This is a genomic window from Paenarthrobacter sp. TA1.8 (assembly GCF_048595705.1).
Lineage (GTDB): Bacteria > Actinomycetota > Actinomycetes > Actinomycetales > Micrococcaceae > Arthrobacter > Arthrobacter nitroguajacolicus.
Genome location: NZ_CP184287.1, coordinates 2,946,404 through 2,967,208, shown reverse-complemented (window position 1 = coordinate 2,967,208; position 20,805 = coordinate 2,946,404). Strand labels below are relative to the sequence as shown.

Annotated in this window: 18 protein-coding genes; 9 read left to right on the top strand and 9 right to left on the bottom strand. The window is 61.6% G+C overall.

What is annotated here, in order from left to right; translation table 11 throughout:
* Window positions 1-30: 30 nt before the first annotated feature.
* Entirely contained in the window at window positions 31-2,187 is a 2,157-nt protein-coding gene (locus tag ACNAOT_RS13815) for a glycogen debranching N-terminal domain-containing protein (protein ID WP_056387780.1), read from the top strand.
* Between the two features lie 198 nt (window positions 2,188-2,385).
* Here ACNAOT_RS13815 and ACNAOT_RS13810 read toward each other — a convergent pair whose 3' ends face one another.
* From ACNAOT_RS13810 to ACNAOT_RS13785, 6 genes are all read right to left on the bottom strand, one after another.
* Window positions 2,386-2,781, bottom strand: coding sequence for a hypothetical protein (locus ACNAOT_RS13810; protein WP_056387777.1), 396 nt, complete (start codon window positions 2,779-2,781; stop codon window positions 2,386-2,388).
* A gap of 168 nt (window positions 2,782-2,949) precedes the next feature.
* Window positions 2,950-3,288: a DUF202 domain-containing protein gene (locus tag ACNAOT_RS13805; protein ID WP_056387774.1), complete on the bottom strand. Its 339-nt coding sequence runs from the start codon at window positions 3,286-3,288 to the stop codon at window positions 2,950-2,952.
* Window positions 3,285-3,650, bottom strand: coding sequence for a YidH family protein (locus ACNAOT_RS13800; RefSeq protein WP_056387771.1), 366 nt, complete (start codon window positions 3,648-3,650; stop codon window positions 3,285-3,287). Before ACNAOT_RS13800 ends, ACNAOT_RS13805 begins: the two co-directional genes overlap by 4 nt.
* Complete coding sequence (locus tag ACNAOT_RS13795) at window positions 3,643-4,086, bottom strand: pyridoxamine 5'-phosphate oxidase family protein (protein ID WP_082581628.1); 444 nt, start codon at window positions 4,084-4,086, stop codon at window positions 3,643-3,645. The genes ACNAOT_RS13800 and ACNAOT_RS13795 overlap by 8 nt, the downstream gene beginning before the upstream one ends.
* 97 nt (window positions 4,087-4,183) lie before the next feature.
* Window positions 4,184-4,825 carry a TetR/AcrR family transcriptional regulator gene (locus ACNAOT_RS13790; protein WP_056387765.1) on the bottom strand — a complete coding sequence of 214 codons (642 nt, stop codon included), beginning with the start codon at window positions 4,823-4,825 and terminating at the stop codon, window positions 4,184-4,186.
* Window positions 4,826-4,828: 3 nt separating this feature from the next.
* Window positions 4,829-7,285 (bottom strand): glycoside hydrolase family 3 C-terminal domain-containing protein, encoded by a 2,457-nt coding sequence (locus ACNAOT_RS13785; protein WP_056387762.1) that lies wholly within the window; start codon window positions 7,283-7,285, stop codon window positions 4,829-4,831.
* A gap of 241 nt (window positions 7,286-7,526) precedes the next feature.
* Here ACNAOT_RS13785 and ACNAOT_RS13780 point away from each other — a divergent pair, with 241 nt between their 5' ends.
* The 3 genes from ACNAOT_RS13780 (at window position 7,527) to ACNAOT_RS13770 (ending at window position 11,279) form a co-directional block, all read left to right on the top strand.
* On the top strand, window positions 7,527-8,813 hold the full coding sequence (locus ACNAOT_RS13780) for an MFS transporter (protein WP_420178309.1): 1,287 nt from the start codon (window positions 7,527-7,529) through the stop codon (window positions 8,811-8,813).
* A 458-nt stretch (window positions 8,814-9,271) separates the two neighbouring features.
* Window positions 9,272-9,583 carry a heavy-metal-associated domain-containing protein gene (locus ACNAOT_RS13775; protein ID WP_082581627.1) on the top strand — a complete coding sequence of 104 codons (312 nt, stop codon included), beginning with the start codon at window positions 9,272-9,274 and terminating at the stop codon, window positions 9,581-9,583.
* Window positions 9,584-9,845: 262 nt separating this feature from the next.
* Entirely contained in the window at window positions 9,846-11,279 is a 1,434-nt protein-coding gene (locus ACNAOT_RS13770) for an MFS transporter (protein WP_056387751.1), read from the top strand.
* Window positions 11,280-12,161: 882 nt separating this feature from the next.
* Here ACNAOT_RS13770 and ACNAOT_RS13765 read toward each other — a convergent pair.
* Entirely contained in the window at window positions 12,162-12,437 is a 276-nt protein-coding gene (locus ACNAOT_RS13765) for a hypothetical protein (RefSeq protein ID WP_142133538.1), read from the bottom strand.
* A 61-nt stretch (window positions 12,438-12,498) separates the two neighbouring features.
* On the opposite strand from ACNAOT_RS13765, the gene ACNAOT_RS13760 reads away from it, so the two are divergent.
* The 4 genes from ACNAOT_RS13760 to ACNAOT_RS13745 all read left to right on the top strand — a co-directional run bounded on the left by ACNAOT_RS13760 (window position 12,499) and on the right by ACNAOT_RS13745 (window position 17,580).
* Window positions 12,499-13,947, top strand: coding sequence for a hypothetical protein (locus tag ACNAOT_RS13760; protein WP_142133539.1), 1,449 nt, complete (start codon window positions 12,499-12,501; stop codon window positions 13,945-13,947).
* A gap of 5 nt (window positions 13,948-13,952) precedes the next feature.
* Window positions 13,953-14,402, top strand: a complete 450-nt coding sequence (locus tag ACNAOT_RS13755; protein WP_056387745.1) for a hypothetical protein — start codon at window positions 13,953-13,955, stop codon at window positions 14,400-14,402.
* A 450-nt stretch (window positions 14,403-14,852) separates the two neighbouring features.
* Entirely contained in the window at window positions 14,853-16,061 is a 1,209-nt protein-coding gene (locus ACNAOT_RS13750) for a DUF4238 domain-containing protein (protein WP_056387742.1), read from the top strand.
* Between the two features lie 352 nt (window positions 16,062-16,413).
* The gene (locus ACNAOT_RS13745) at window positions 16,414-17,580 is read left to right on the top strand and encodes a hypothetical protein (RefSeq protein ID WP_056387737.1); all 1,167 of its coding nucleotides are present in this window, start codon (window positions 16,414-16,416) and stop codon (window positions 17,578-17,580) included.
* Window positions 17,581-17,790: 210 nt separating this feature from the next.
* On the opposite strand, the gene ACNAOT_RS13740 is transcribed toward ACNAOT_RS13745, so the two are convergent.
* Entirely contained in the window at window positions 17,791-18,084 is a 294-nt protein-coding gene (locus ACNAOT_RS13740; protein ID WP_082581626.1) for a 4-fold beta flower protein, read from the bottom strand.
* A 419-nt stretch (window positions 18,085-18,503) separates the two neighbouring features.
* Window positions 18,504-19,085: a hypothetical protein gene (locus ACNAOT_RS13735; RefSeq protein ID WP_142133541.1), complete on the bottom strand. Its 582-nt coding sequence runs from the start codon at window positions 19,083-19,085 to the stop codon at window positions 18,504-18,506.
* 290 nt (window positions 19,086-19,375) lie between these two features.
* Here ACNAOT_RS13735 and ACNAOT_RS13730 point away from each other — a divergent pair, with 290 nt between their 5' ends.
* Window positions 19,376-20,629, top strand: coding sequence for a hypothetical protein (locus ACNAOT_RS13730; protein WP_056387729.1), 1,254 nt, complete (start codon window positions 19,376-19,378; stop codon window positions 20,627-20,629).
* Window positions 20,630-20,805 lie beyond the last annotated feature (176 nt).

Genomic DNA, 20,805 nt, shown 5'->3' with positions numbered 1-20,805 from the left:
TGCCGGCGCTGCTTTCTTGGAGGAACCAGGATGGCTGGATGGAATGCTGACACGGCTGCCGGCCCAGTAGGGGCAGGGACCGTCACCCTGGTCGAGGAAACCTCGTTCTGCATTTCTTTGCCCAATGGCGACATTCATCCCGAGCACCCGCATGGCCTGTTCGTGCAGGACACCCGATTCCTGTCCCGCTGGAACCTGACAGTTAACAGTCATCCGCTTGAGTCCCTGGCTGCCGAGACGCGCGAGCCGTTCCGGGCCCTGTTTGCAGGTCGCGTTCCCCGTTCCGACGGATATGCGGACAGCCCGCTGATCGTGGAGCGCCTGCGGGAAGTCGGCGCGGGTATTCAGGAGCGACTTACCGTACGCAATTATTCAACCAAACCCGTCGAATGCGCGATTTCCCTCGAGGTTGAAGCTGACTTCGCGGACCTTTTTGAAGTGAAGGAAGCCCGGATCCAGCGTGCGTGGGACGCAACCCGGTACGTGGATGGGGACCAGCTGACCATTTCCGGTGTCTGGCAAGGCATGCGAAAACGGGTGGTTATTCAGGCTCCGGGAGCAGAGGTGAAGCCGGAGGGGGTCACCTTTCTGGTATCTGTCCCACCGCAAGGGGACTGGAGCGCTGTCGTCAGTGCCCGGGTTGAGGTTGAAGGCTCTGGCCGGAGCGCCACCCTTGTCCACCCTGAGGGGGAGGAGTTGTCCCCCAGTGACCGGCGCCGCAAGGAATGGGTTGCCAGGATTCCCGTCGTTCGCATGGGTAACCGATCCATTGAGCGGACGTTACGGCGGAGCTACGACGACTTGGGTGCCCTCCGGATCGAGGATCCGGATCATCCCGAACGCGTTGTGGTGGCGGCAGGTGCGCCGTGGTTCATGACGCTCTTTGGCCGGGATTCCCTGTGGGCCTCGGAAATGGCGTTACCGGTGGATCCCTCACTGGCTTTGGGGACGCTGCAGACGCTGGCGGACCGGCAAGGAAGCGTCGTGGACCCACTGACGGAGGAGGAGCCCGGCAAGATCCTGCACGAAGTAAGGCTTAGCCTCAATGCCGGTTTGGCCCTTGGAGGCAAATCAGCCTACTACGGGAGCGTCGACGCGACTCCGTTATTTGTGGATGTGCTCGGAGCCGTCAGCCGGTGGGGATTCGGTGCGGATATTATCGCCGGTTTGCTGCCCCACGCGGACCGCGCCCTGGAATGGATACGTCACTACGGGGACAAGGACGGCGACGGTTTCGTCGAGTATGAACGGCTCAACGACCAGGGCCTGATAAACCAAGGCTGGAAAGACTCCTGGGACGGCATCAATTTTGCCGATGGAACACTTGCGGAGCCCCCGATCGCGCTCTGTGAAGTCCAGGCCTATGTCTATGCTGCGTATACCGCGCGTGCCTGGATGGCATACGACGCGGGCGACACGGCACGGGGAGATGATCTCGCCGATCGGGCGGCGGAACTGAAGCGGAGATTTAACGAGCAGTTCTGGATGCCGGACCGGGGGTACTATGCAATCGCACTCGACGGCAGGAAGCGACAGGTGGACGCGTGTGCTTCCAACATGGGCCACTGTCTGGTCTACGGACTCGTAGACGAGGACAAGGCTCCGCAGGTTGCCGAGCGGCTTATGTCTCCGGAGATGTTCAGCGGCTGGGGTATACGGACCTTGGCCAGCAACATGGGCGCATATAACCCGGCCAGCTATCACAACGGCTCGGTATGGCCCCACGACAATGCAATCATCGCTGCCGGTCTGTTGCGATACGGCTTCGTGGCGGAAGCACAGCGCATTACCACTGCGATATTGGAAGCCGCCGAATTCTCGGGCGGGCGCTTGCCCGAGCTCTTCTGCGGCTTCAGCCGTGATCAGTTCGCCGAACCCGTACCTTATCCAACGGCGTGTTCGCCCCAGGCTTGGGCAGCAACGGCCCCGATCCTCCTGGTGACGAACCTGATGCGGTACGACGTTCATGTCTCCCGTCGGGGACTGTGGATGGATCCTGTGCTTCCGGAAGCCTATGGTGATCTGCACATCACCAACGCACCTGTTGGTGGCGGCCGGATCACCATCGACATCGATAGGTCCGGCCCCTCTATTCAGGGCCTGCCTGAGTGGATGGAATTTCGACGCGGACATCGGCCATGGATTACGGAACTGGTCGAACAGGCAGACCGCCGGCGACGGAAGTAGGCAGCCTGGCTGTCGTCAACACCCTCGATGTTACAGCGCCGCCATCCCCTCTGGGACGAAGCCGGCGAACAGTTAGATGATGACTTCTGGCACGCCTCCCGTTAGGCGCGGCGACTTGCCCAACGGGAGACGTGGCATGATGAGCGCTATCTTCAGCGCTCATCGTGCCATCACTTCACATGGCGCCTACGCGCCCGCTCAGTGCTCCGGCCAGTAGTCGTAGACGTCACTGGTCCCACGCATGAATTCGATAAAGACGCAGTCCCTGTCCCCGACGGTCCATGCTTCATGCTCCGGCGGCAGCATCATAAGATCTCCGGCTGAGAATTCCTCCTCGGATCCGGTACGCTGGCGCACCCCCAAACTGCCTTCCAGGATGTAGGCGACATGCGGCATAGGACACATATCCGTGTCGAGAATTCCGGTCTTGACCGCATCCTCCGTCACTGATGCCCCCACCGGAAAGCGGACGAGAACGGCGCTGGCCCCGTCAAGGGTCACCATCCTCTTCGTGATCCGCCCGATAGTGATGAGTTCGTAATTGTCCTCGTCGACAAAATTGGCCTTCTGCATGCGCGAGAGGTCTGTAGTCATAGTTCTTCGTCTACTCCTTCGTGGTTTAAGGCGTCAGCAGTGACGCCTTGCTTCAATTCAGCGCCCTGCTCTGTAGACCGGACAAGTACGAAAGCTGTACCGCCCCCGATACTGAACACACTGTTCCACGCAGTTGCCCTCTCCAGGGCGGAATATCCGACGACGTCCCTAAAGCCGGATTGTCAGGACCAGAGCCAGCGAAACAAACCCTGCAACCAATGTCGAGGCGCCAAGAGCGGCCGGAAGGAAGCCGTCGGCGGCCCGGGCAGGTGGCCCGTCCGGGGCTGTGAGAATTTGATGGTGCTGGAGGTATCGCCGACGGACCACAAACAGTAAGAGCACGGACTCCAGAACGCCCGCCACACCCAACAGCAGTGACCAGGGCCCCAGGATGGGCGGAAGGACCTTCATGGCGACGAGGGAGCCTGCGAGGAACGCAAGACAGGTCCGTTGCCAGGCCAGACCCGTGCGCTCCGGTTGGAGACCGGGATCGAAGAGCCCGGTCACTTCAGAACGATTCCAATCAGAACCAGGACCGCAACCGCTACCAGCAGAACAGTCAGGGGGAGCGAGAGGATCGTCGGGGGAAGGGGTGAACTCTTCCGCAGGGCCTGTTCCGTCCTCGTCCACCCGCCCCAGGCCTGGATGGCCGACATGATCCCGCTGAGGATCAGCAGGATGGACGCAGAGAGCCGGTACCCGGGATGGATGCCGAGGCCCAGTGCCTCGAGAGCGACCCCGCCGGCGAGTAAAGCCAGTGCGGTGCGGATCCACGCCAGGAAGGTGCGTTCATTAGCGAGGCTGAACCGTGGGTCCGGTTCATCTCCCTGGCTGAAGACTCTTTTGGGAAAGCGATTGAGCTCAGCCAACTGTCTCGCCTTCTCCGGCTTTGTTGATGCGGAACATCGCGTTGGAGTGTTCGGTCCATTCGTCGATGCGGACCCTCACTGCCGTGCGCGGGTTGCGGATCGCGTAGGGCGCACCGAAGTAGTGGGTGGTCATGGCATCGATGATCTGGAGGTCCTTGTCGTCGAAGAATTCAACGGCGGTTCCCAGAACGGTGACGGCCTCTGTCCAGTCGTCGTTCTTGAGCACGGTGAGGGACATGCGGGGGTCTTCTCGCAGGTGCTGGAGCCGGCCGCCGCGGGAATTTCCGGAAGCGATGCTCAGGAGGATGTGCCCGGCATCTTCGGCGAGATAGACGATCTGGACGCTGACAGGGCGCCCGTCGGAGGCGACCGTGGACATGACTGCAGGATTGGGTTGGGAGATGAAGTCGTACATGTGCTGGGGGAGAGCGGGCATGAGGGGGCGCCTTTCAGGGTGGGAACGGGTACGCCAGAATGCCCCGCACGCTCGACTGGTACGCGCGGCGGGCAACTGGGCCTGGCAGGTGCTGTGGTTACTGCTGAGAGTTTCCCCAGGTAGCACGAAGCTGGTCAAGGTACACCCGGAGCTCCGCGACCATTGACATGCTGTGCGGTTCGGCCACCCATTGCTGCTGGAGCCCGTCAAGCACGGCGATGGTGTTGCGGACGATGGCTTCAACGGGGGCGTCCGGGAGGATCTCGCCCGTTCGCTTGCCGTCCTCGATGGCTTGGGTGAGCCATTCCCGGGTGCTGCGGTAGTGATCGAGCATCCATTGGTTTGCCGGGTGTTTGGCTTCGGTGGCTTCTGCCGAGATCCGGACGAACAGGCCGATCCACTCCGGCCGGGTGGAGTTGCGGGCAACGAGGGCGACGAGCGAGTCGAAGGCCGCCCATCCCATGGGTGCCGCGCCTTCTCCGAAGAGGAATTCGCTGTCTTCCTTTTCCCGCTGTTCGAGCACCGCAGTGAGCAGGGCGGTCTTGTTGGGGAAATGGTGGAGGAGGCCTGACTGGGACAGCCCGGTCCGGAGTGCTACCTCGGCGATGGAGGACTTGTTGTACCCGCTGGTCGAGAACAGCTCAATCGCCGCCTGGATGGCCTTGGCCCGGGCGATGTCGCCGGCCTTTTCCGTGCGGTTCCGCTCGCGTTCAATGCGGTAGCCGGGTGGGTAAGACATGCCTTAGGACTCCTGTCCGTTTTCGAGCGGAACCGTGATGCGGGGATCGCCGAGGCCACGCGCAATCACGATTGAACCGCCGGAGAGCGGCAGCCATATGTGTTCTTCCACGTCCCAGATCCGCTGGGTTCGGAGATCACACTCAACCTGAACAGTAGCGCTCTGCCCGGGATCGAGGGAAACCTGTGCCCATCCGATAAGACGTGCAGGCTGATCCTCGCCGGCGGGGACGCGGTAGACCTGCACGGTTTCCCTGCCGGAACGCTGACCTGTGTTGGTCAGGGCCACGGCAACGGCTTTAACCCCCGTCCCGTCCTGCCCGGTGATGTGCGCTGAGGTGTAGTCCCAGGAAGTGTAGCCGAGGCCGTGGCCGAACCAGAACAAGGGCTGTGTCCCGGATTGGTGCCATCCTCGGTAGCCTACTCGCGGCCCTTCCGCGTACTCGAGACGCCCGTCGGTGGGCATGGTCCCCCAGGCCGGCCCTTCGCCGTCACGGGCGGGGAAGGTGGTAACGAGTCGCCCCGACGGTTCGATGTCACCGGTCAGCGCTGCAGCGACTGCGTCTCCTGCTTCCTGCCCGGGGAGCCCGGCGAAGAGCACGGCGTCGACATTATCAAGCCAGGGCATGAGGACCGGTGTGGCGGCGTTCACGATGACGACAGTACGCCGTGCGACGGCGGCGACGGCGGCCACGAGGGCGTCCTGGTCGCCGGGCAATGCCAGCGTTTTCTTGTCCTGGCCTTCGGTTTCCTGTTCCTGGGTGTTGCCGACGACGACAATGGCAGTGTCAGCCGATGCCGCTGCCACCACGGCCTCACGGATCGCGGCGGCGGCGGGGCGGGCGGCCGCTGTGACGACGAGCCCGATGATTCTCATTTCGAAGTGGGGCCCGGTGGTGGCGGTAATCCTGGCGCCGGCTTCCAAGGGCACCACTGCGACGTGGCTCTTGGGCCGGTGAAGGCCGCCGCCGGGACCATCATGCGGGGTTACGGCGAACGTCTCGTGGTGGCCGGGCGCCGTCACGGTCCATTGGCCGGGTCCGATCACGCCGACGCGCATCCGGGCCGGTGACGACATGGCGACGTCGGCCGAGAGCTCGATCCTGACCGCATTTGCGAGCCAACCATCGTCAGCTACTTCAAGTTCGGCTACGTCAAAGTGGCGGGACTCAATGACGTTGCCCTGCTCGTCGAGAGCGCGGACCCGCATCCCGGGAGTGCCGTTTTCGGGATCGCGCACAGTCGAGGCAGGCGCGGCCACCATTCGCGTCCTGGTTTCCACCCCGTCCACGATCGTGGCCCCCGGGCCGAGCGCGGACGTAAGGCCATCTGCGATGCTCACAATGTGCGGCGGGCGGACCCGGGCGGAGCCGCCGCCCTGGGCGACGGTGTCAGTAGCGTGGCGACCGATCACGGCCACGGTCCCCGTTTCGTTGGCGAGCGGAAGGGTGGCGTTGTCATTCTTGAGCACTGCCATGCCCTGGGCAGCGATCCTTCGCAGCTGTTCGCGGCGGACTCCGCTGTCGGGCCGGGCAATGTCAGCGGGCCAGTCACGCCGTGTGCCGAAGGCGCCGACCCGGGCGGCAAGAATCAGTAACCGGCGAACGTGGTCATCGATGGCTTCTTCGGGGACGTCGCCGGAACGCACGGCTTTCTCCAGGGATGTGCTCCAGACCGTTTCGGGCCCGGGCATCACCAGGTCCAGGCCGGCGTTCGCGCTTTCCGCGGCCGTCTTTGTGGCGAACCAGTCGGACATGACAAGCCCGTCAAAGCCCCACTCTTTTTTCAGAATGTCATTGAGGAGCTCATCGTGCTCCGTGGCGGTGACGCCGTTTACGCCGTTGTAGGAGGCCATCACGGTCCACGGCTGCGCGTCGTGATTCACGATTTCGAACGGCAGCAGGTAAAGCTCCCGCAGGGTCTGTTCGTCAACGACGCAGTCAACAGTGGTGCGCTGTATTTCGGATTCGTTGGCGAGGAAATGTTTCGGGGACGCTCCGATGCCCCGGCTCTGGAGGGAGCGGACATAGGCGGCCGCGAGGACACCGGTGAGGTACGGGTCCTCACTGAAGCACTCGAAGAGGCGACCACCCAGGGGAGTGCGGTGGAGGTTGATCGTGGGGCCCAGGACGATGTGGGTCTGCTGGTCCATGGCTTCCTCTGCCAGAAGTGCGCCGACCTCGTCGAGCACGCCAGAGTTCCACGTCTGCGCCAGCAGTGTGGCGTTCGGCAGCAGGCAGCTCTCGCGACCACCGACAACTTCTTCACCACGCACACCGGTCGGGCCATCAGACATGACAATCTCGTCCAAGCCAATGGAAGCATCACCCCAGAGGCTGAACATCTTTGCACCGGAAAGCAGCCGGATCTTTCCTGTCAGGTCAAGGGACTGCACCGCTTCATCTATGAAGTCCGACTGCACGCCGGACACGACAGGAAGATCAGTGGCAGGAACGCTCATCGGAAGACTCCTTCGTCAGGAAAGTGGCGAATTTCGGGACTGGTGCCCCTTCTGTTGTGCTTCGAATCACAACGATAGCACGCCGACCGACTACACGGTCGGTAACGCAAGCTTTGCGCGACGAAAAAGTAACGATTTGATAAACCGACCGCATACTCGGTCGGTCTGCGGTACTGTGGTTCCTATCACACGGGCTACGTCTGGCCCGCCTCCCCTCTCCCAATAGAAAGCAATGAGACCCATGGTTGTGTCTGATTCTGCTGCAGGACCCGAAGCGCCCAACTCGTTGTCCTACGCTCCCGTCCCCGTCGAAAAGGCCCAGGCCAGTGTCATCACAACGATGGTGCTCGCGCGGCTGGGACTGATGATTGCCCTTTTTATGCCCATCGTCGTCGGCATGACACTCAAGGTGCAGTCTCTGGTTCCGGGACCGGACGTTGCCGCCACACTGGGCACCGTCATCTCCATGGGCGCGTTCGCAGCCCTCCTCTTCGACCCCGTTTTTGGCCGCCTTAGCGACCGCACCGTCGGACGTTTCGGCCGCCGCCGTCCCTGGCTGGTTGCCGGAGCTTTGGGACTCCTGGCATGCCTGGCCGTCATCGCCACGGCCCCGAATGCCGTAGTGCTGGGCATCGGCTGGTTCTTCGCGCAGGCTCTCGGCAACGCGGCGGTCGCTGCACATACGGCGACCCTGGCAGACCAGGTACCCCAGTGGCAGCGAGGCAAAGTAAGCGGCATGATCGGCATTGCTTCCCAGGCAGCCTCCCTCGGCGCAGCCTATTCGGCAAGCCTTTTCGGGCAGAACATGCTCCTACTCTTCCTGGTCCCCGGCGTCCTCGCCCTGGTGCTGGTCCTTGTCTTCGCCTTCGTACTGCCGGACCGGCCAATGGAGCGCCGCCCTGCCTCAGAAGGCGGGTTGCGGACCGCCCTGAAGACCTTCTGGGTAAACCCCCGCAAGAACCCCGACTTCGCGTTCGCCTGGGTCTCCCGCTTCCTCGTCGTCCTGGCGATGTTTATGTTCGTCACCTTCCGCCTCCTGTACCTACAGCAGGATCTGGGCCTGTCCAAACAGGATGCGGCCGGCGCACTGGCAACCGGCGTTCTCATCTACACGCTCGCCTTGGTTACGGCCGGCCAGATTGCCGGATGGATCTCCGACAGGCTAGGGCGGCGGAAAGTCTTCATTTGGACCTCGGCCATAATCTTCGGCATCGGCACCTGGATGCTCACTGCGGCCGACTCCACCAGTGGGTTCTACTGGGCGGAACTGGTCATCGGCATTGGCTTTGGCATCTACATCGCTGTTGACCTCGCCCTCGTCATCGATGTCCTTCCGAATCCTGATGACACAGCGAAGGACCTCGGCGTATTCAACATCGCCATGACAGGTCCGCAGACACTCGCCCCGGCGGTCTCGGCAGCCCTGGTTACCATGGGTGGTGGCCGTTACGACCTCCTGCTCGCCGTAGCGGCCGGGATCGCCCTGTTGGGGGCACTGACGATCCTCCCCGTGAAGAAAGTACGGTGACACTGTCCTTATGACTGGCCCCCGCATCGGGTCAGATGTGCCGAAGCAGGGGGACCTTCTTCGATGAACTAAGGAATGGGCAAGCGCCCGGCTGGGAAAGCCAGCCGGGCGCTTCGTCATAACCGGTGTGTTGAGGAATCGTGCCGGCACCCGAAAGATCCGTAAAACCATCTCTCATCGAGGCCTGACCGGCGGACCATCCGAAGGTTGTCCATCGTGCACACGGTGGACCATGACACAAAGCGAAGATTGGCGCTGTGGCGACGCTGACCGAGCCTCTGTTGGCGTCGTTACGGAGGGCCGTTCCAGCCGGGCCACACTTTGCTTCCTATACCCCTGGGGGGTATGCTTTCAACTGTTGTCAGTGACATGGTATGTCCCGGCGTGTGCCCTGCACCGCCCCTCACAGCCCGTCAACCCCAGCGCCATTGATGCTTCGTCAAGGAATGGAAACTGGCATGTTTGAATCTGCAAACCGCACTCAACTGCTCCTGGCCCCATCGGGCGCGGCGTGCAGTTGCTGCTCATCAGAACCCTTTTCGCCACCCGCCTTCACCCCGGCTGCTGCTGAGCTCACTCTCGAGGGCCTAACCTGCGGGCACTGCGCCCGCACTGTTGAGAAGGCCGTCTCAGCCCTTGAGGGCGTGGAGTCTGTGGCTATTGAGCTCGTTCCCGGCGGCCCTTCCCACCTCCTTGTAGGTGGTAAGGCCGCCGGAGCCGCTGTGCGTCAGGCCGTCATGTCCGCCGATTACACAGTTGTAGGCGACTGAGCCCCTGCAACTTCCCGAGCCCCTGCTGGTTGCACTCAAATCCGGCGCCCCTCCCGAAAAAGGAGACGCGAGGAAGGGCACGTGCAGCCAGCAGCGAACGATTCCCCCGGCAGGTCCACCACAAACGGACTGAACCGGCAACGGGGAGGATTCGACTTTCGCGGGGTCCTGTTGGCGACGCCCCAAATTCAACAGAGTGATGCCCCCTCGGGGTTTCCAAAGCTTCTGCGGGCCGCTGCCCGCCAATCTAAGAGGAGATGTTATGACCGGAAAGCCAGGCCAGCAGCGCGGATTGGTACCGCTGCTGGTGATCGCGACCGCCCAGCTGATGTTGGTGCTCGATGACTCCATTGTGAACATCGCGTTGCCAAGCATCCAGCAGGAACTCCGGGTGAGCGCCGTGCATCTACCCTGGATTGTGAATGCATATATCCTCGCATTTGGCGCTCTGCTGCTCCTGGGCGGCCGGCTTGGCGACCTCTACGGCCGGCGCCGCATCCTGCAGGCAGGCCTCACCCTCTTTGTTGTGGCTTCCCTGGCCGGTGGCCTCAGTCCCAACAGCGATACGCTCATCGCTGCTCGCGCGATTCAGGGACTGGGAGCAGCACTGGTTGCGCCCAACGCCCTGGCCCTCATTGCGACAACCTTCTCCGAACGCAAGACCCGTGATGCAGCCCTGTCGCTGTACGGCGCGATGTCCGCTCTCGGAATTGTGGTGGGATTGCTTCTTGGTGGCGTCCTGACCGACACCCTCGGCTGGCGGTGGGTCTTTTTCATCAACGTACCCATCGCCATCCTCGTGCTCCTGGGCAGCCGGACCTTGGTGAGCGCAGGACGGCGCGCCGGGAGTCTCGATGTCAGGGGCGCCGTATTGGGAACCAGCGGCATGGTCGCCCTGGTGTACGCAATTACCCGCTTTGGCGAGGAGGGTTTCGCGGATCCTCTGGGCCTTGGTCTGGTAGCCGCTGCAGCCCTGCTGCTGGCTGCCTTTATCGCCCTGCAATCCCGCAGCAGCACGCCGCTGGTCCCACTGGGGCTGTTCCGGGACCGTGGCCGCGCTGGCGCATACGCCTCCATGCTGCTGCTCGCCATTGGTCCCATGGGCAGCTTCTACGTGATCACCCTTTATCTCCAGCAGGTTCAGCATTACAGCCCTCTGCGGACCGGTGCCAGCTGGCTGCCGTTCGCGGCAGGGCTGGTGCTCGGGGCAGGGGCCGCGCCTAAGCTGCTGCTGAAGATGGCCGCGCGCCTCATCGCAGCAGCGGGGGCACTGCTCAGTGCCGGGGCTGCCTTCTGGTTCTCCTTCATCCAGGTAAACACGAACTACTGGCTGTACCTGGCACCGGCCATGTTCATCCTCGCCCTTGGGTTCGGCCTCGGCATTATCGCCCTGACCCAGGCCGCCGTATATTACACGAAGGAAACGGAGGCCGGAATTGCCTCTGCGCTGCTGAACTCGGCCCAGCAAATCGGCGTTGCCCTCGGACTGGCCGTTTTGGCAGGCGTTGCTGCAACGGTCAGCAACAGCAGCCAGCATTCGGCCGTCACCGAGGCAGGCCAACTGGTCGCCGGATACGGCAGCGCACTTGCCGTCGCGGCTGGGCTGCTGGTGGCTGCAGGAATACTGGCTGCAGCTACCTTGCCTTCCCGAACCGCGGCACAGGCCAACGCCCCCGCTGCGGCCGGAATTCATTAGGCGGACCCGGACAGGGACTGTCTCCGGCGACGAGAAGGTACAGCATGCGCGCCCCGGTGCCGGGGCGCGCATGCTTGGTGACAGGTATCGTCCGCTCGAAAAGCGCAGCTAGAGCCTCGCCTAGATACCACCGGGTCACCGTTCAATAGCCGGCGGACCTCGCGGAACGCTTCGAAGCGGCGGTTGGCCCGGGCTTCCCCGCCCCTATGGGCAGTTTTCCTGGCCGCTAACAACCCGGTTCTGCGCTTCAGGGGATCCCCCAATCCGACTTTGTTCCGCCAGCCTAGCCCTGGTGTATCCCCATTCTGGAGGACATGCCATCGGAATTTGTAGGTCTTCAGGTACCCACGAGAACCCCAGAGTTGGTCGGACCGATCCTGGCTACCGTCCACAAATCAGCCAGAATTTCGGTGTCAGCAGGGCGCGCACACATGGTCTTTACGCTTTCCTGCACCTCCGGGTCATTGCTCTTAACCATAGATATGATGATGCACTCGTATACCAGGCTTATCTGGTGTCGACACGGTCGCCGGAGACGTCCTGGAACGAGTGATCAGCGGCCGTCGCCCTCGGAGTCTGGGTGCTCATGAGTGGTCTTGGGACCGCCTGCCATGCAGCGCGCAGTTCTCGAAGACGAACGTCGCGCTCGGCTGGGTGCGGCTGAGGGACTTCGAGCGCATTCACCTGTTCGACCTCGCCCGGCGCGGTGCCGCGACAGCTCCTCCCGCGGAGCGGAACGAGCCTTCTACGGTGCGCTCTTCGCTCCGACGCCTCGTCGAGAGCAGGTCATCCGGCGGTACGGGGGCGTGTTGGACAGCTTTGATGACCGTAGCGTTGTCGACGACTTCACTCGACACCTTGGTCCTCGTCTTATCAGGCTGCTCAGTGAGTATCTGATGCGTAGCTCACTTTGAATATCCAGTGGCAGGGTCTTGTGCGGAAGGCAGGCCGGATCGCGATTGCCTTCGAGCCCTCGGGGGTCATGGCTTCGGAGGCTGCTTTGGCCAGTTCATAGGTCTTGTCTTCGGCCCTAAGGCGGCCCAGCTGGCCGCCGGCGGCTTCTAGAGTCACTTTCTGCACCGCCGCCGTGGCAAAGGGCCAGCGTGAGCTCAGGTCGGTAGCGTAGGCAGCAGGGACAACGCGGATGGTCTGCCGCATTCGAGAGCTTGGGGAGAAAATGGGAAGCCACGCGGGGCATATGGGGGACCTGCGAGTCCTGATGGACACAAATATTGTTCTCGCCATCGAGGGTGATGAGGATGCAGATCACGTCAACCACCAGTCGGCGTCGAATGTTTATCGCCTTGTTCTGGACACCGGCGGCAAGATCTCCATCATGGAGAATCAATTTGACGACATCTCGCGGATTCAGGATCGCCACCTAAGGGACCGCCGGCGCCGTCAGTTGGAGAAGTATCCGCGGTTGGGACGTGTTGAACTCACCACAGGGTTCCTGAATGAGGCACGTTATGCACCGGATCTTGGGGCCCGCAGTAACGATGGCGTGGACGCCGCGCTGCTTCTTGCACTGCAACGTAACGCCGCCACCTGGCTGATAACTGAGGACCGGAAGCTCCACGCGCATGCCCGTCATGCGGGACTTCAAGACCGCGTGATGATGCTCGATGACGCCCAAGGGGTGTTGACGGCACTGTCGGGGCAGCTGCCAGTTCATTATTCTGTCGATGACGTCCAGCCTCACACCATAGATCCAGTCCAACCGTTCTTTGATTCACTCCGAGCTGATTATGGGGACTTTTCCAGCTGGTGGGAGAAAGTGGTTGCCGAAAGACGGGCCTGTCTGGTCATAGGGGGCGGCAGGGACATCCGTGGCCTGGCGGTCCTCGATCGTCAGGAACCGGAAGTGTCCGGATTGACCGGAAACAGCGTGAAGATCTGTACATTCAAGATTGCCGAAGCCAACCAGGGCAAGAAACTGGGAGAGACACTGCTGGAAGCCGTCATAGCCCGCATCCGGTCGATGCGGGCTGACACCTGCTTCATCGAGGCTTCTTTGGACAAAGAGCCGTTGCTCGCGATGCTGAAGGAATTCGGCTTCTTCGATTTGGGGCCCAAACCGGGGGCGTCCGGACAAATTATGCTTGGCAAGATCCTGGAGCCCAGCGTCGACCAAGAGCCGCCTGAGCACCCCCTCGAGTACAACAGGCGCTACGGCCCTGGAAAGCGACGTGTGAACAGGGCATTCCTCGTCCCTATCATTCCGGTATTCCACAGCATGCTCTTCCCTGCGTCCGAACCACAGCAGTCTTTCTTCGATTCGACCTATGGAAACGCAATCCGTAAGGTATACATCTGCCACTCGGGTATAAAAACGTTGGAGCCGGGCGACACTCTTTTCTTTCTCCGGACGCACGAAAGGCGGGCTGTGCACGCTGTTGGCGTCGTTGAAGAAACACGACGCACCAGCGTCCTGGCCGACGTGCTGAGTTTCGCCGGAGCACGCACCGTATACCGTGCCGAGGAACTCCAGAAGATGTGCGCAAAGGAAGTACTGGCGGTCAAATTCAGGCTTGACCAAGTGCTCGACGCGCCAGTGTCGCGCGAAAACCTCAAAATGCTGGGAGTCATGGAAGAGTCCCCGCAATCCATCGCCCAAATCAAATCAGAGGGAGGAATTCAGTGGGCAAGAACACTCCAGGAAGGGTAGCCCTGATGTCTATCAGGCCGGAGTTTGCCAATGCGATTCTCGCCGGCGAGAAGATTGTGGAGTTCCGCAAGCGGCCCGTCGCCGATGACGTCAGCCACGTTCTGATCTATGCCACCATGCCTGTTGGCTCACTTCTTGGGTGGTTTGCTGTCCGCGGGCAGAAGACCATGTCCCCGAAGAGGCTCTGGTCCACATTCCGTGCAGTTGGTGGGATCTCAAAGAGCAGGTTCTTTGACTACTACGACCAGCGGGAGCACGGAACAGGGATCCTTGTCGAGACCGCTGGCCGATTCCTTGAACCAGTCCCCCTGTCTGAACTGGGCACGACCCTTCGTCCCCCGCAGAGCTTCCAGTATCTGACCGCAGCGCAGTCAGACATATTCTTCAAGATGGTGCAGACCCAGCCGAATGTTGAGTCGGACTCCGAGCTGCTTCCGCTGGCTCGTGTTGGCTGATGCTCCCGGCGAAGCGTGAACGCCCAACACCATGAGCAGCGTGGGCTCGGGGCATGAGAAGAATGCGCCGGCACTGGTTGGGCACTGCACCGATGGTGCCGCCTTGATGAATATCCTTACGAAGAACGAGCTGTGGGCGGTTCGGCGGCGTTCATGAAAGATACGAACGAACTACTGTGTGTCAGGATCAGCTTCGAAAGCATTTTGAGGATCAGCGGGCAGCGCTGCCGACGGAAGTCGAGGGGTTGGAAAGATACATTCCCGAAGTAAGGGAGAGATCGCGGCTTTCATTTGTGCTTTCCGCCTTATCTGACGGCGACAGCATGAGCATGTGGCGCTACCACGGCCGCCATCAAGTCAGCCTTGCAGTCGGGCTCGACCGAAACGAGCCTCTGGTTCCGCAATGGGGAGTCCCGGTTCCGAAGGTTTGCGCAGGTTAAGGAATGACGCGTGGCCAGACACAGTTCCGCCAATGCTGTCCTCTTTGGATACGCTCCTGAGATGGGAGCGGAACTTACGTATGACCTATGGGCTACGGCAGCTGCGCGGGCTGCTGCAATGACAGCGGCGGGGCAGGAGCCAAGACGCCATCATCTCGTCCCCCGGTTCTACATCGATCGCTGGGCTGTCGATGGGCGAGTAAGAGTCGTTGACCTACTGCGCGGGCGGAACGCCTACGAACTCTCTCCGGCCCAGGCCGCGTTGGAGACTGACTTCTATCGACTTGATGAGCCGGACGATGAGACGTCGCCGGTCTATTGGGAAGCGTGGCTTTCGGAGGTCGAGAGGAAGGCCGCGGCATCGATCGCACGCATCGATGCTGCCGGCCCGGGGGCCATGGACGACGAAGCACATCAGTGGCTATGTCTCTTTCTGGCTGTGCAGATGACGCGCAGCCGCTCTGCGCGTCTGCGGCGGCGTGCAATGATTGCCGAGCAGATGGCCCGGGTCCTGGAGATCGGCGGACCTGGCGAACTAGCTCGCGAATTGTCCGCCGGTGACCAGTCGTTCGCCTCCGAGGACCTCGAAAAGCTTGTTGCGGATGTCGAACGTTTCCGCACCGATCCGTCGCAACTGCCGCTCCCACGGAAAGAAGACCTGGAGTCTTCAGCAAAAGCAGCGACACATATCGCCGGCATCCTCATGACACGCCATGTAACGCTTTATGGGACTCGAAGGGCGCTAATTACTTGTGATGAGCCTGTCATCGAGCTACATGAGTACATGGCCAATCCCGCGATAGGGGGTGGGGTGTGGGGCGCTCCGATTTTGGCCTTCCCTCTGGGCCCCTATTCTGTGCTTGCTATGTACCGACGTGATCTGGAGCCTCCCTTGGAGCCTGGTTCGATGCTAACGACGAGCGAAGCGATCGACCTAAACAGTTCGATCCTCGCGAATGCGCATAGCTTCGCGATCGCTTGCGCGGGAGACAGCATTGCGGAGAGGCTATACCTTCCCTCGCAGCCGGTCAGCATCCGGTCTCAGCTGATCGACTTACCCAATTCGGACGAATCCCTATTTCGATTCTGGACGCCGCGAAGATGGGAGGGCCAGCACGATGCACCCGTCCGTGTGGTCAATCGATGGTGGTCCGGGCACATACCCGCAGCTCCTCGTCCGACTCCTGAGGAACAGAAGATCATTGACGGTTGGGGTTAGTGGAAGTAGGGACATACATCGCACAGACACCCCGCAGCAGATGAGCGGCGGACGTGTGCATCGAGCGCAGCAGGATTCCTTCTTCCGAGAAAACGCTGCGTCCAGTCAGCGCATCCCAGTGCGCTTTCGTGATCGCTGTTTGTGACGGGTGGCCGGATTGCTCGAACGAAAATGATACCGGCCTGCTGGTCGCCGCGGATAGCACGCTCAATGCCGAAACACGCTCCACAATTCGTCGTCAGCTCTCACCCGGAAACTAAGCGAATGGCTCGACCCTCATGAGCACGACCACATCATGTGACCCACGGTGACGATAAGCCGGCTTACGGGCAGCGACCCCTAGAGTATCGTCATGACCGATCAGACGTATACCTGGCTCCCTGAGCGCCATCTCGGCGTCGCCGCGACAATTTCCCACGCCGACGAGCTGATCGGGCAGGTCGCGGATCTCCTCTTCGACTACCAGACGCAGCCAGACGGCGTGATCGGCCTGCGCGAGGTGCCTGCGGGCAGGTTCAGCCGAACCGTTGTAGAGCGCGTAGATCCGATCCCGCGCAAGGTGCCGCTGCTCGTTGCCGACGCGCTCGTGGCGCTCCGGGCCGCACTCGAGCACACGCTCTTTGCCGAGGTCGAGTTCGTGGACGGCGCGCCACTCGACGAGAAGGCCGCCAAGCTGGTTGAGATGCCCGCGTCAGACAGCTACGAGAAGTTCGAGGAGTGGAAGAAGAAGCGAGCACGCAATGGCCCGCCGTCACTGCGTGCCGGCAGTGAGCTCGTACGACGGATCGACGGCCTGCAGCCATTCCACCGTCGGAACGAGCCTCAATTACACCCTTTGGCCCGGCTTGTGCTTCACACGAACCACGCCAAGCACAGGACGCCGGCGATCACGGCGGTGCGTCTGGCTGCCATGTACCAGGACGACCAGATGCCTCGCTCAGTGCGCGACCTTGCTCCCCGGCCCGAGGAACCGCTGCGCGTTGGCGACATCATCGCGGAGACCCCGATGGGCACCAGGGTCCCTGTCACCATGTTTCCTACGGTCGGGATCAACCGACCAGACACGGACCGGTGGCCGGTCCTGACGCAGGAACTCGATGAGATCGCCCATTGGGTCCGCACGCAGGCGGTGCCGCGCCTGATCACGGGGACAGAACCGCCCGAGCCTGCGCTTCCGACGCGCTACGAGATCGCCGTCGGGCATGGGGACGAGCGTCGAGCGATCTCGGTGGGATCGGCGACGTCCGCAGGGGAACGCCACAAGCAGCGCCTCGTTGCGGCATCGGCACGGGTTGATCTGGTCGACATGATCGGCCAGATGGGCGGGTCCCCGAGCAGCCCGCAGATCGCGGCGTGGTTGGCCCAGTTGAACGACGAGGAGGTGCTCGAGCGGATGTCGCGGCTGCTGGTGACCTATGACTACGCCCCCAACCTCGTACTGCACAACTTTGAAGTCCTGAAGGGCTGGCAAGATGAGGCTCGGGAGTTCGGCCAGAACGACCAGCCTGTCGAGAGGTGAGTGCGCATTTATCACGCGCTAGTGGTCAGCAACGGGCACTCCGAACACTTCGGGCGATCAGATGTGGTCAACCGCGGAGAGCTTCTCGTTGAGCCTCGAGATCGCGGAGGCGAACCACCCATCGACCGTCAGCAAGCCCGTGCCGGTCGCTCGACCGTTCCATCATTCCGGGCGTGCGTGCCGCTATGTCACAGGTTTGCCATTCGGCAGCTAAAGGAGCTTTTGGAAGACATCGGGGTAGGGGCAGCCCCGGTTGCCTCGATTACCGGGGTTTCCTGGATTGCCAGGGTTCCCCGGATTTCCTGGATTGCCGATATTACCTAAATTGCCGAGATGTTTGTCCACGACTTGGTCGTCGTGGAGCTCTCCGACGTACTGACCGCTAAGCCGATGGACATGGGTTCCATGGAGTTGACCGATGGCAGCGCCGTGGAGCGAGTGGATATATCGGCCTCGAACGAAGCCCACGGCCTGGCCAGATGTCGCATAGATGTACTGAGTCATAGGCAGACTCTAGAGGCCACCAACGACATCTCGGTGGTGCAGTGCCGGCGTGGCTCGTACGGATCATCTTTCCTGACTCACCGTGCCCCAGAACCCTAGGTGTTCGGGCTGTATTGGTGCTGATCAGATCGCTCTTCTCCACCTATGAATCGACCCGTGCCGCCACCTTCATCCGATAAAAGCCCCGCTGTACGGGCCTGCCGCGCTTGCATCCCCGAGACGCTTAGAACAGGTCGACCATGGTGTCCAGTCGCTCGCGGACGAGGCCCGCCTGGACGTTGACGATGCGCTCGCCGCATGGCAGACCACCCCACACCAGAGGATGGGTAAGATGTCTCTTCACGAGGAGAGCCACTACGACCCCGCCGCGCCGCCCGGCGGTTCCCGCGGCAAGGGCGGGAACCCGGCTGTGGCCGCCTCTAACTGCTCGCTCGCCTGGCCCGGAGCTTCCGGTCCCTCCTCCAGATCGCCGTCGGGATCAGCGCGGCGACGAGGATCATGACCAGCACGGCCCAAGGATTCATCCACAGAGACGGCCATGTCCCGAGCACGATCCCAGCGACGACGAACGGGATCCCGATCGCGTTGATCTCGATGCTTTCCTGGGATGCGCGATCGATCTTCCGCGTGATGTCTGCACTCAGCTCGGCGTGGCTTCTGCGAAGCTCGTCCAGCGCTGTCCGAATGAGGTTCTGGACGGACTGCAGGTTTTGAATCTGCTTGTACGAGTCATGCATCTGTTGCTCGAGGATTTCCAATCGGCGCTCGAGCTCGGGGCTTGTCAGCTCAGCCGACACTGTATCCCTGATAATGGATGCGTCGCCAAGCCTCGCGCCGGAGGGAATCCCGGCGGGGGACACAACCGTCCGCTTCCGGATGAGGTCCCACAATATCCTGGCCGCGCCGCGGGCTGTCAGGTGTATCCCGAGCACGCTCAGCACCACGGCAGAAGCATTCATGAGGAGCTCGAGGTTTCGAGGGTCCTCCAGCCAATCGACCATGACCGGATCGTACCAACGACTCCACAACGTCTGGACGGAGACCACCAATGCAGACCGCCTTGGACGTCATCAGGGGTCGCCGCGTTCTGTCCTCCTCAAGGCGCGGGGTTGGTCCGAAGCTCCAGAGACTACAGAATGCCGTCAGTGCAAGGAAGCCCCCGTCGCCTCTTCATCCATAGTCCTCGACGCGGAGCGGTGTGCCGCGGAAGGCGCTCTTGCGTGCCGTAGGCTGGGCTTCAACAGCCTTATCCCTTTGGATTTTCCTCGCGCCCTTTTGGAGACAAAGATTAATGCAACAGCCTCCTCGCAACACGAAACGAGAGTTTGAGTCGGACTTCGGTTTCCGGGAAGACGGTGCCAGGAAAACGGCCGAGCTCGTCGACGACGAGACACTCGAGGACACGGACGTCGACGTTGTGATTGGTGAGATCGTCAAGATGTGGGCGGCCTTACCCATTGAAATCCATGTCGATAGGATGCACGCAACCCCATCCTGGCCTAAGACCACGATGGCTGAGATCCCGCCGCCAGGGGAAAGGGTCGTGCAGGTGCAGCTCACCATTCCATGTACGGGCGCGGCAGATCTTTTGATCCGTGTCTCCGATCCGGGGGTGATCGGCAGCTGCGGAAACACTGGTTTGCGGGGCGAACGATATGAAATCCATCTGACGCTGACCAGCAAAGGGCTGGACCAAGTCACCCAGCAGCAATTCGATGAAACCATAGCCAACTTGAAGCGGCAGTGGGTGGAGAAGGTCAACGAGGCTGTTGGGAAGGCCAACAATGTGATCATGGAGCACCAGGAACGAATGCGAGCCCAGCTCTCCTCCATCCTGGAGCACAAGCAACGCGCCTCGCGAATGGTTCGACAATCGATGCGGAGGGCCGGAATTAACTTGGTCCCTGTGGAAGGTGGAATCGAGATAGCTCTTCGACCGGCATCGCTGACCCTTAGCCACGTGGACCGATCGGCAGCCAGCGGCGTACCCGAATATGAGCTCCAGGAGAAGATAGCGGCGCAATTACTGGGAACCATTCGCTCCTTCGCAACAGCGCTGGAACGGCTCCCTGAATCAGCCGACGCGCTGCTGACAAGCGACGAGCAGACACTCCGTGATTTTCTGCTGTTCATTCTCAATGCCAACTGGGACGGTACCGCCACGGGCGAGACCTTCATCGGCATCGGGAAGAGCGACATCCTCCTGAGATGGAAAGATAGGGACGCTTTCATCGCCGAGTGCAAGCTCTGGGAAGGGGAAAAAGGGCTACAGGCAGCGATCGACCAGCTCATGGGCCGTTACGTGGTCTGGCGGAACACCAGAGCAGCCCTGATCATCTTCATCCGTGACAGGAAGTACATGTCCGAGGCTATGGCGAAGGCGCAGACAGCGATTCGTGAGCACAAACTCTTCCTTAACCTGCGAGAGAATCTGGAGCATCCGGACGAACCAGACTACGTGCTTCGCTCGACCAGTGACCCGGACCGCTCAGTCCGCTTAAGCCTTATTACGGTACCCATCACTTACATGCGAACCGGAGCCTAATGCCGCTCCCAACTCGGGCTGCCGGCCCAGAGCATGTCTCCACGGGTCGACATGCTCTGCGCTCCTCGCTCCGGCGGTGAAGGCCTGGTTCCTCTTGTCGAGCCATGGCTTGATGGAAGTCTTCATGTGCTGTATCCCGCTTGGCTCCAGAAGTGAGTCGGGATCCGCAGACGCAA

What these genes read in the sequence shown, in the direction of transcription:
- ACNAOT_RS13815 (WP_056387780.1), top strand. Translation starts at nt 31, where the DNA reads ATGGCTGGATGGAATGCTGACACGGCTGCCGGCCCAGTAGGGGCAGGG.
- ACNAOT_RS13810 (WP_056387777.1), bottom strand. Translation starts at nt 2,781, where the DNA reads ATGACTACAGACCTCTCGCGCATGCAGAAGGCCAATTTTGTCGACGAG.
- ACNAOT_RS13795 (WP_082581628.1), bottom strand. Translation starts at nt 4,086, where the DNA reads ATGCCCGCTCTCCCCCAGCACATGTACGACTTCATCTCCCAACCCAAT.
- ACNAOT_RS13790 (WP_056387765.1), bottom strand. Translation starts at nt 4,825, where the DNA reads ATGTCTTACCCACCCGGCTACCGCATTGAACGCGAGCGGAACCGCACG.
- ACNAOT_RS13785 (WP_056387762.1), bottom strand. Translation starts at nt 7,285, where the DNA reads ATGAGCGTTCCTGCCACTGATCTTCCTGTCGTGTCCGGCGTGCAGTCG.
- ACNAOT_RS13780 (WP_420178309.1), top strand. Translation starts at nt 7,527, where the DNA reads ATGGTTGTGTCTGATTCTGCTGCAGGACCCGAAGCGCCCAACTCGTTG.
- ACNAOT_RS13775 (WP_082581627.1), top strand. Translation starts at nt 9,272, where the DNA reads ATGTTTGAATCTGCAAACCGCACTCAACTGCTCCTGGCCCCATCGGGC.
- ACNAOT_RS13770 (WP_056387751.1), top strand. Translation starts at nt 9,846, where the DNA reads ATGACCGGAAAGCCAGGCCAGCAGCGCGGATTGGTACCGCTGCTGGTG.
- ACNAOT_RS13765 (WP_142133538.1), bottom strand. Translation starts at nt 12,437, where the DNA reads ATGCGGCAGACCATCCGCGTTGTCCCTGCTGCCTACGCTACCGACCTG.
- ACNAOT_RS13760 (WP_142133539.1), top strand. Translation starts at nt 12,499, where the DNA reads ATGGACACAAATATTGTTCTCGCCATCGAGGGTGATGAGGATGCAGAT.
- ACNAOT_RS13755 (WP_056387745.1), top strand. Translation starts at nt 13,953, where the DNA reads ATGTCTATCAGGCCGGAGTTTGCCAATGCGATTCTCGCCGGCGAGAAG.
- ACNAOT_RS13745 (WP_056387737.1), top strand. Translation starts at nt 16,414, where the DNA reads ATGACCGATCAGACGTATACCTGGCTCCCTGAGCGCCATCTCGGCGTC.
- ACNAOT_RS13740 (WP_082581626.1), bottom strand. Translation starts at nt 18,084, where the DNA reads ATGACTCAGTACATCTATGCGACATCTGGCCAGGCCGTGGGCTTCGTT.
- ACNAOT_RS13735 (WP_142133541.1), bottom strand. Translation starts at nt 19,085, where the DNA reads ATGGTCGATTGGCTGGAGGACCCTCGAAACCTCGAGCTCCTCATGAAT.
- ACNAOT_RS13730 (WP_056387729.1), top strand. Translation starts at nt 19,376, where the DNA reads ATGCAACAGCCTCCTCGCAACACGAAACGAGAGTTTGAGTCGGACTTC.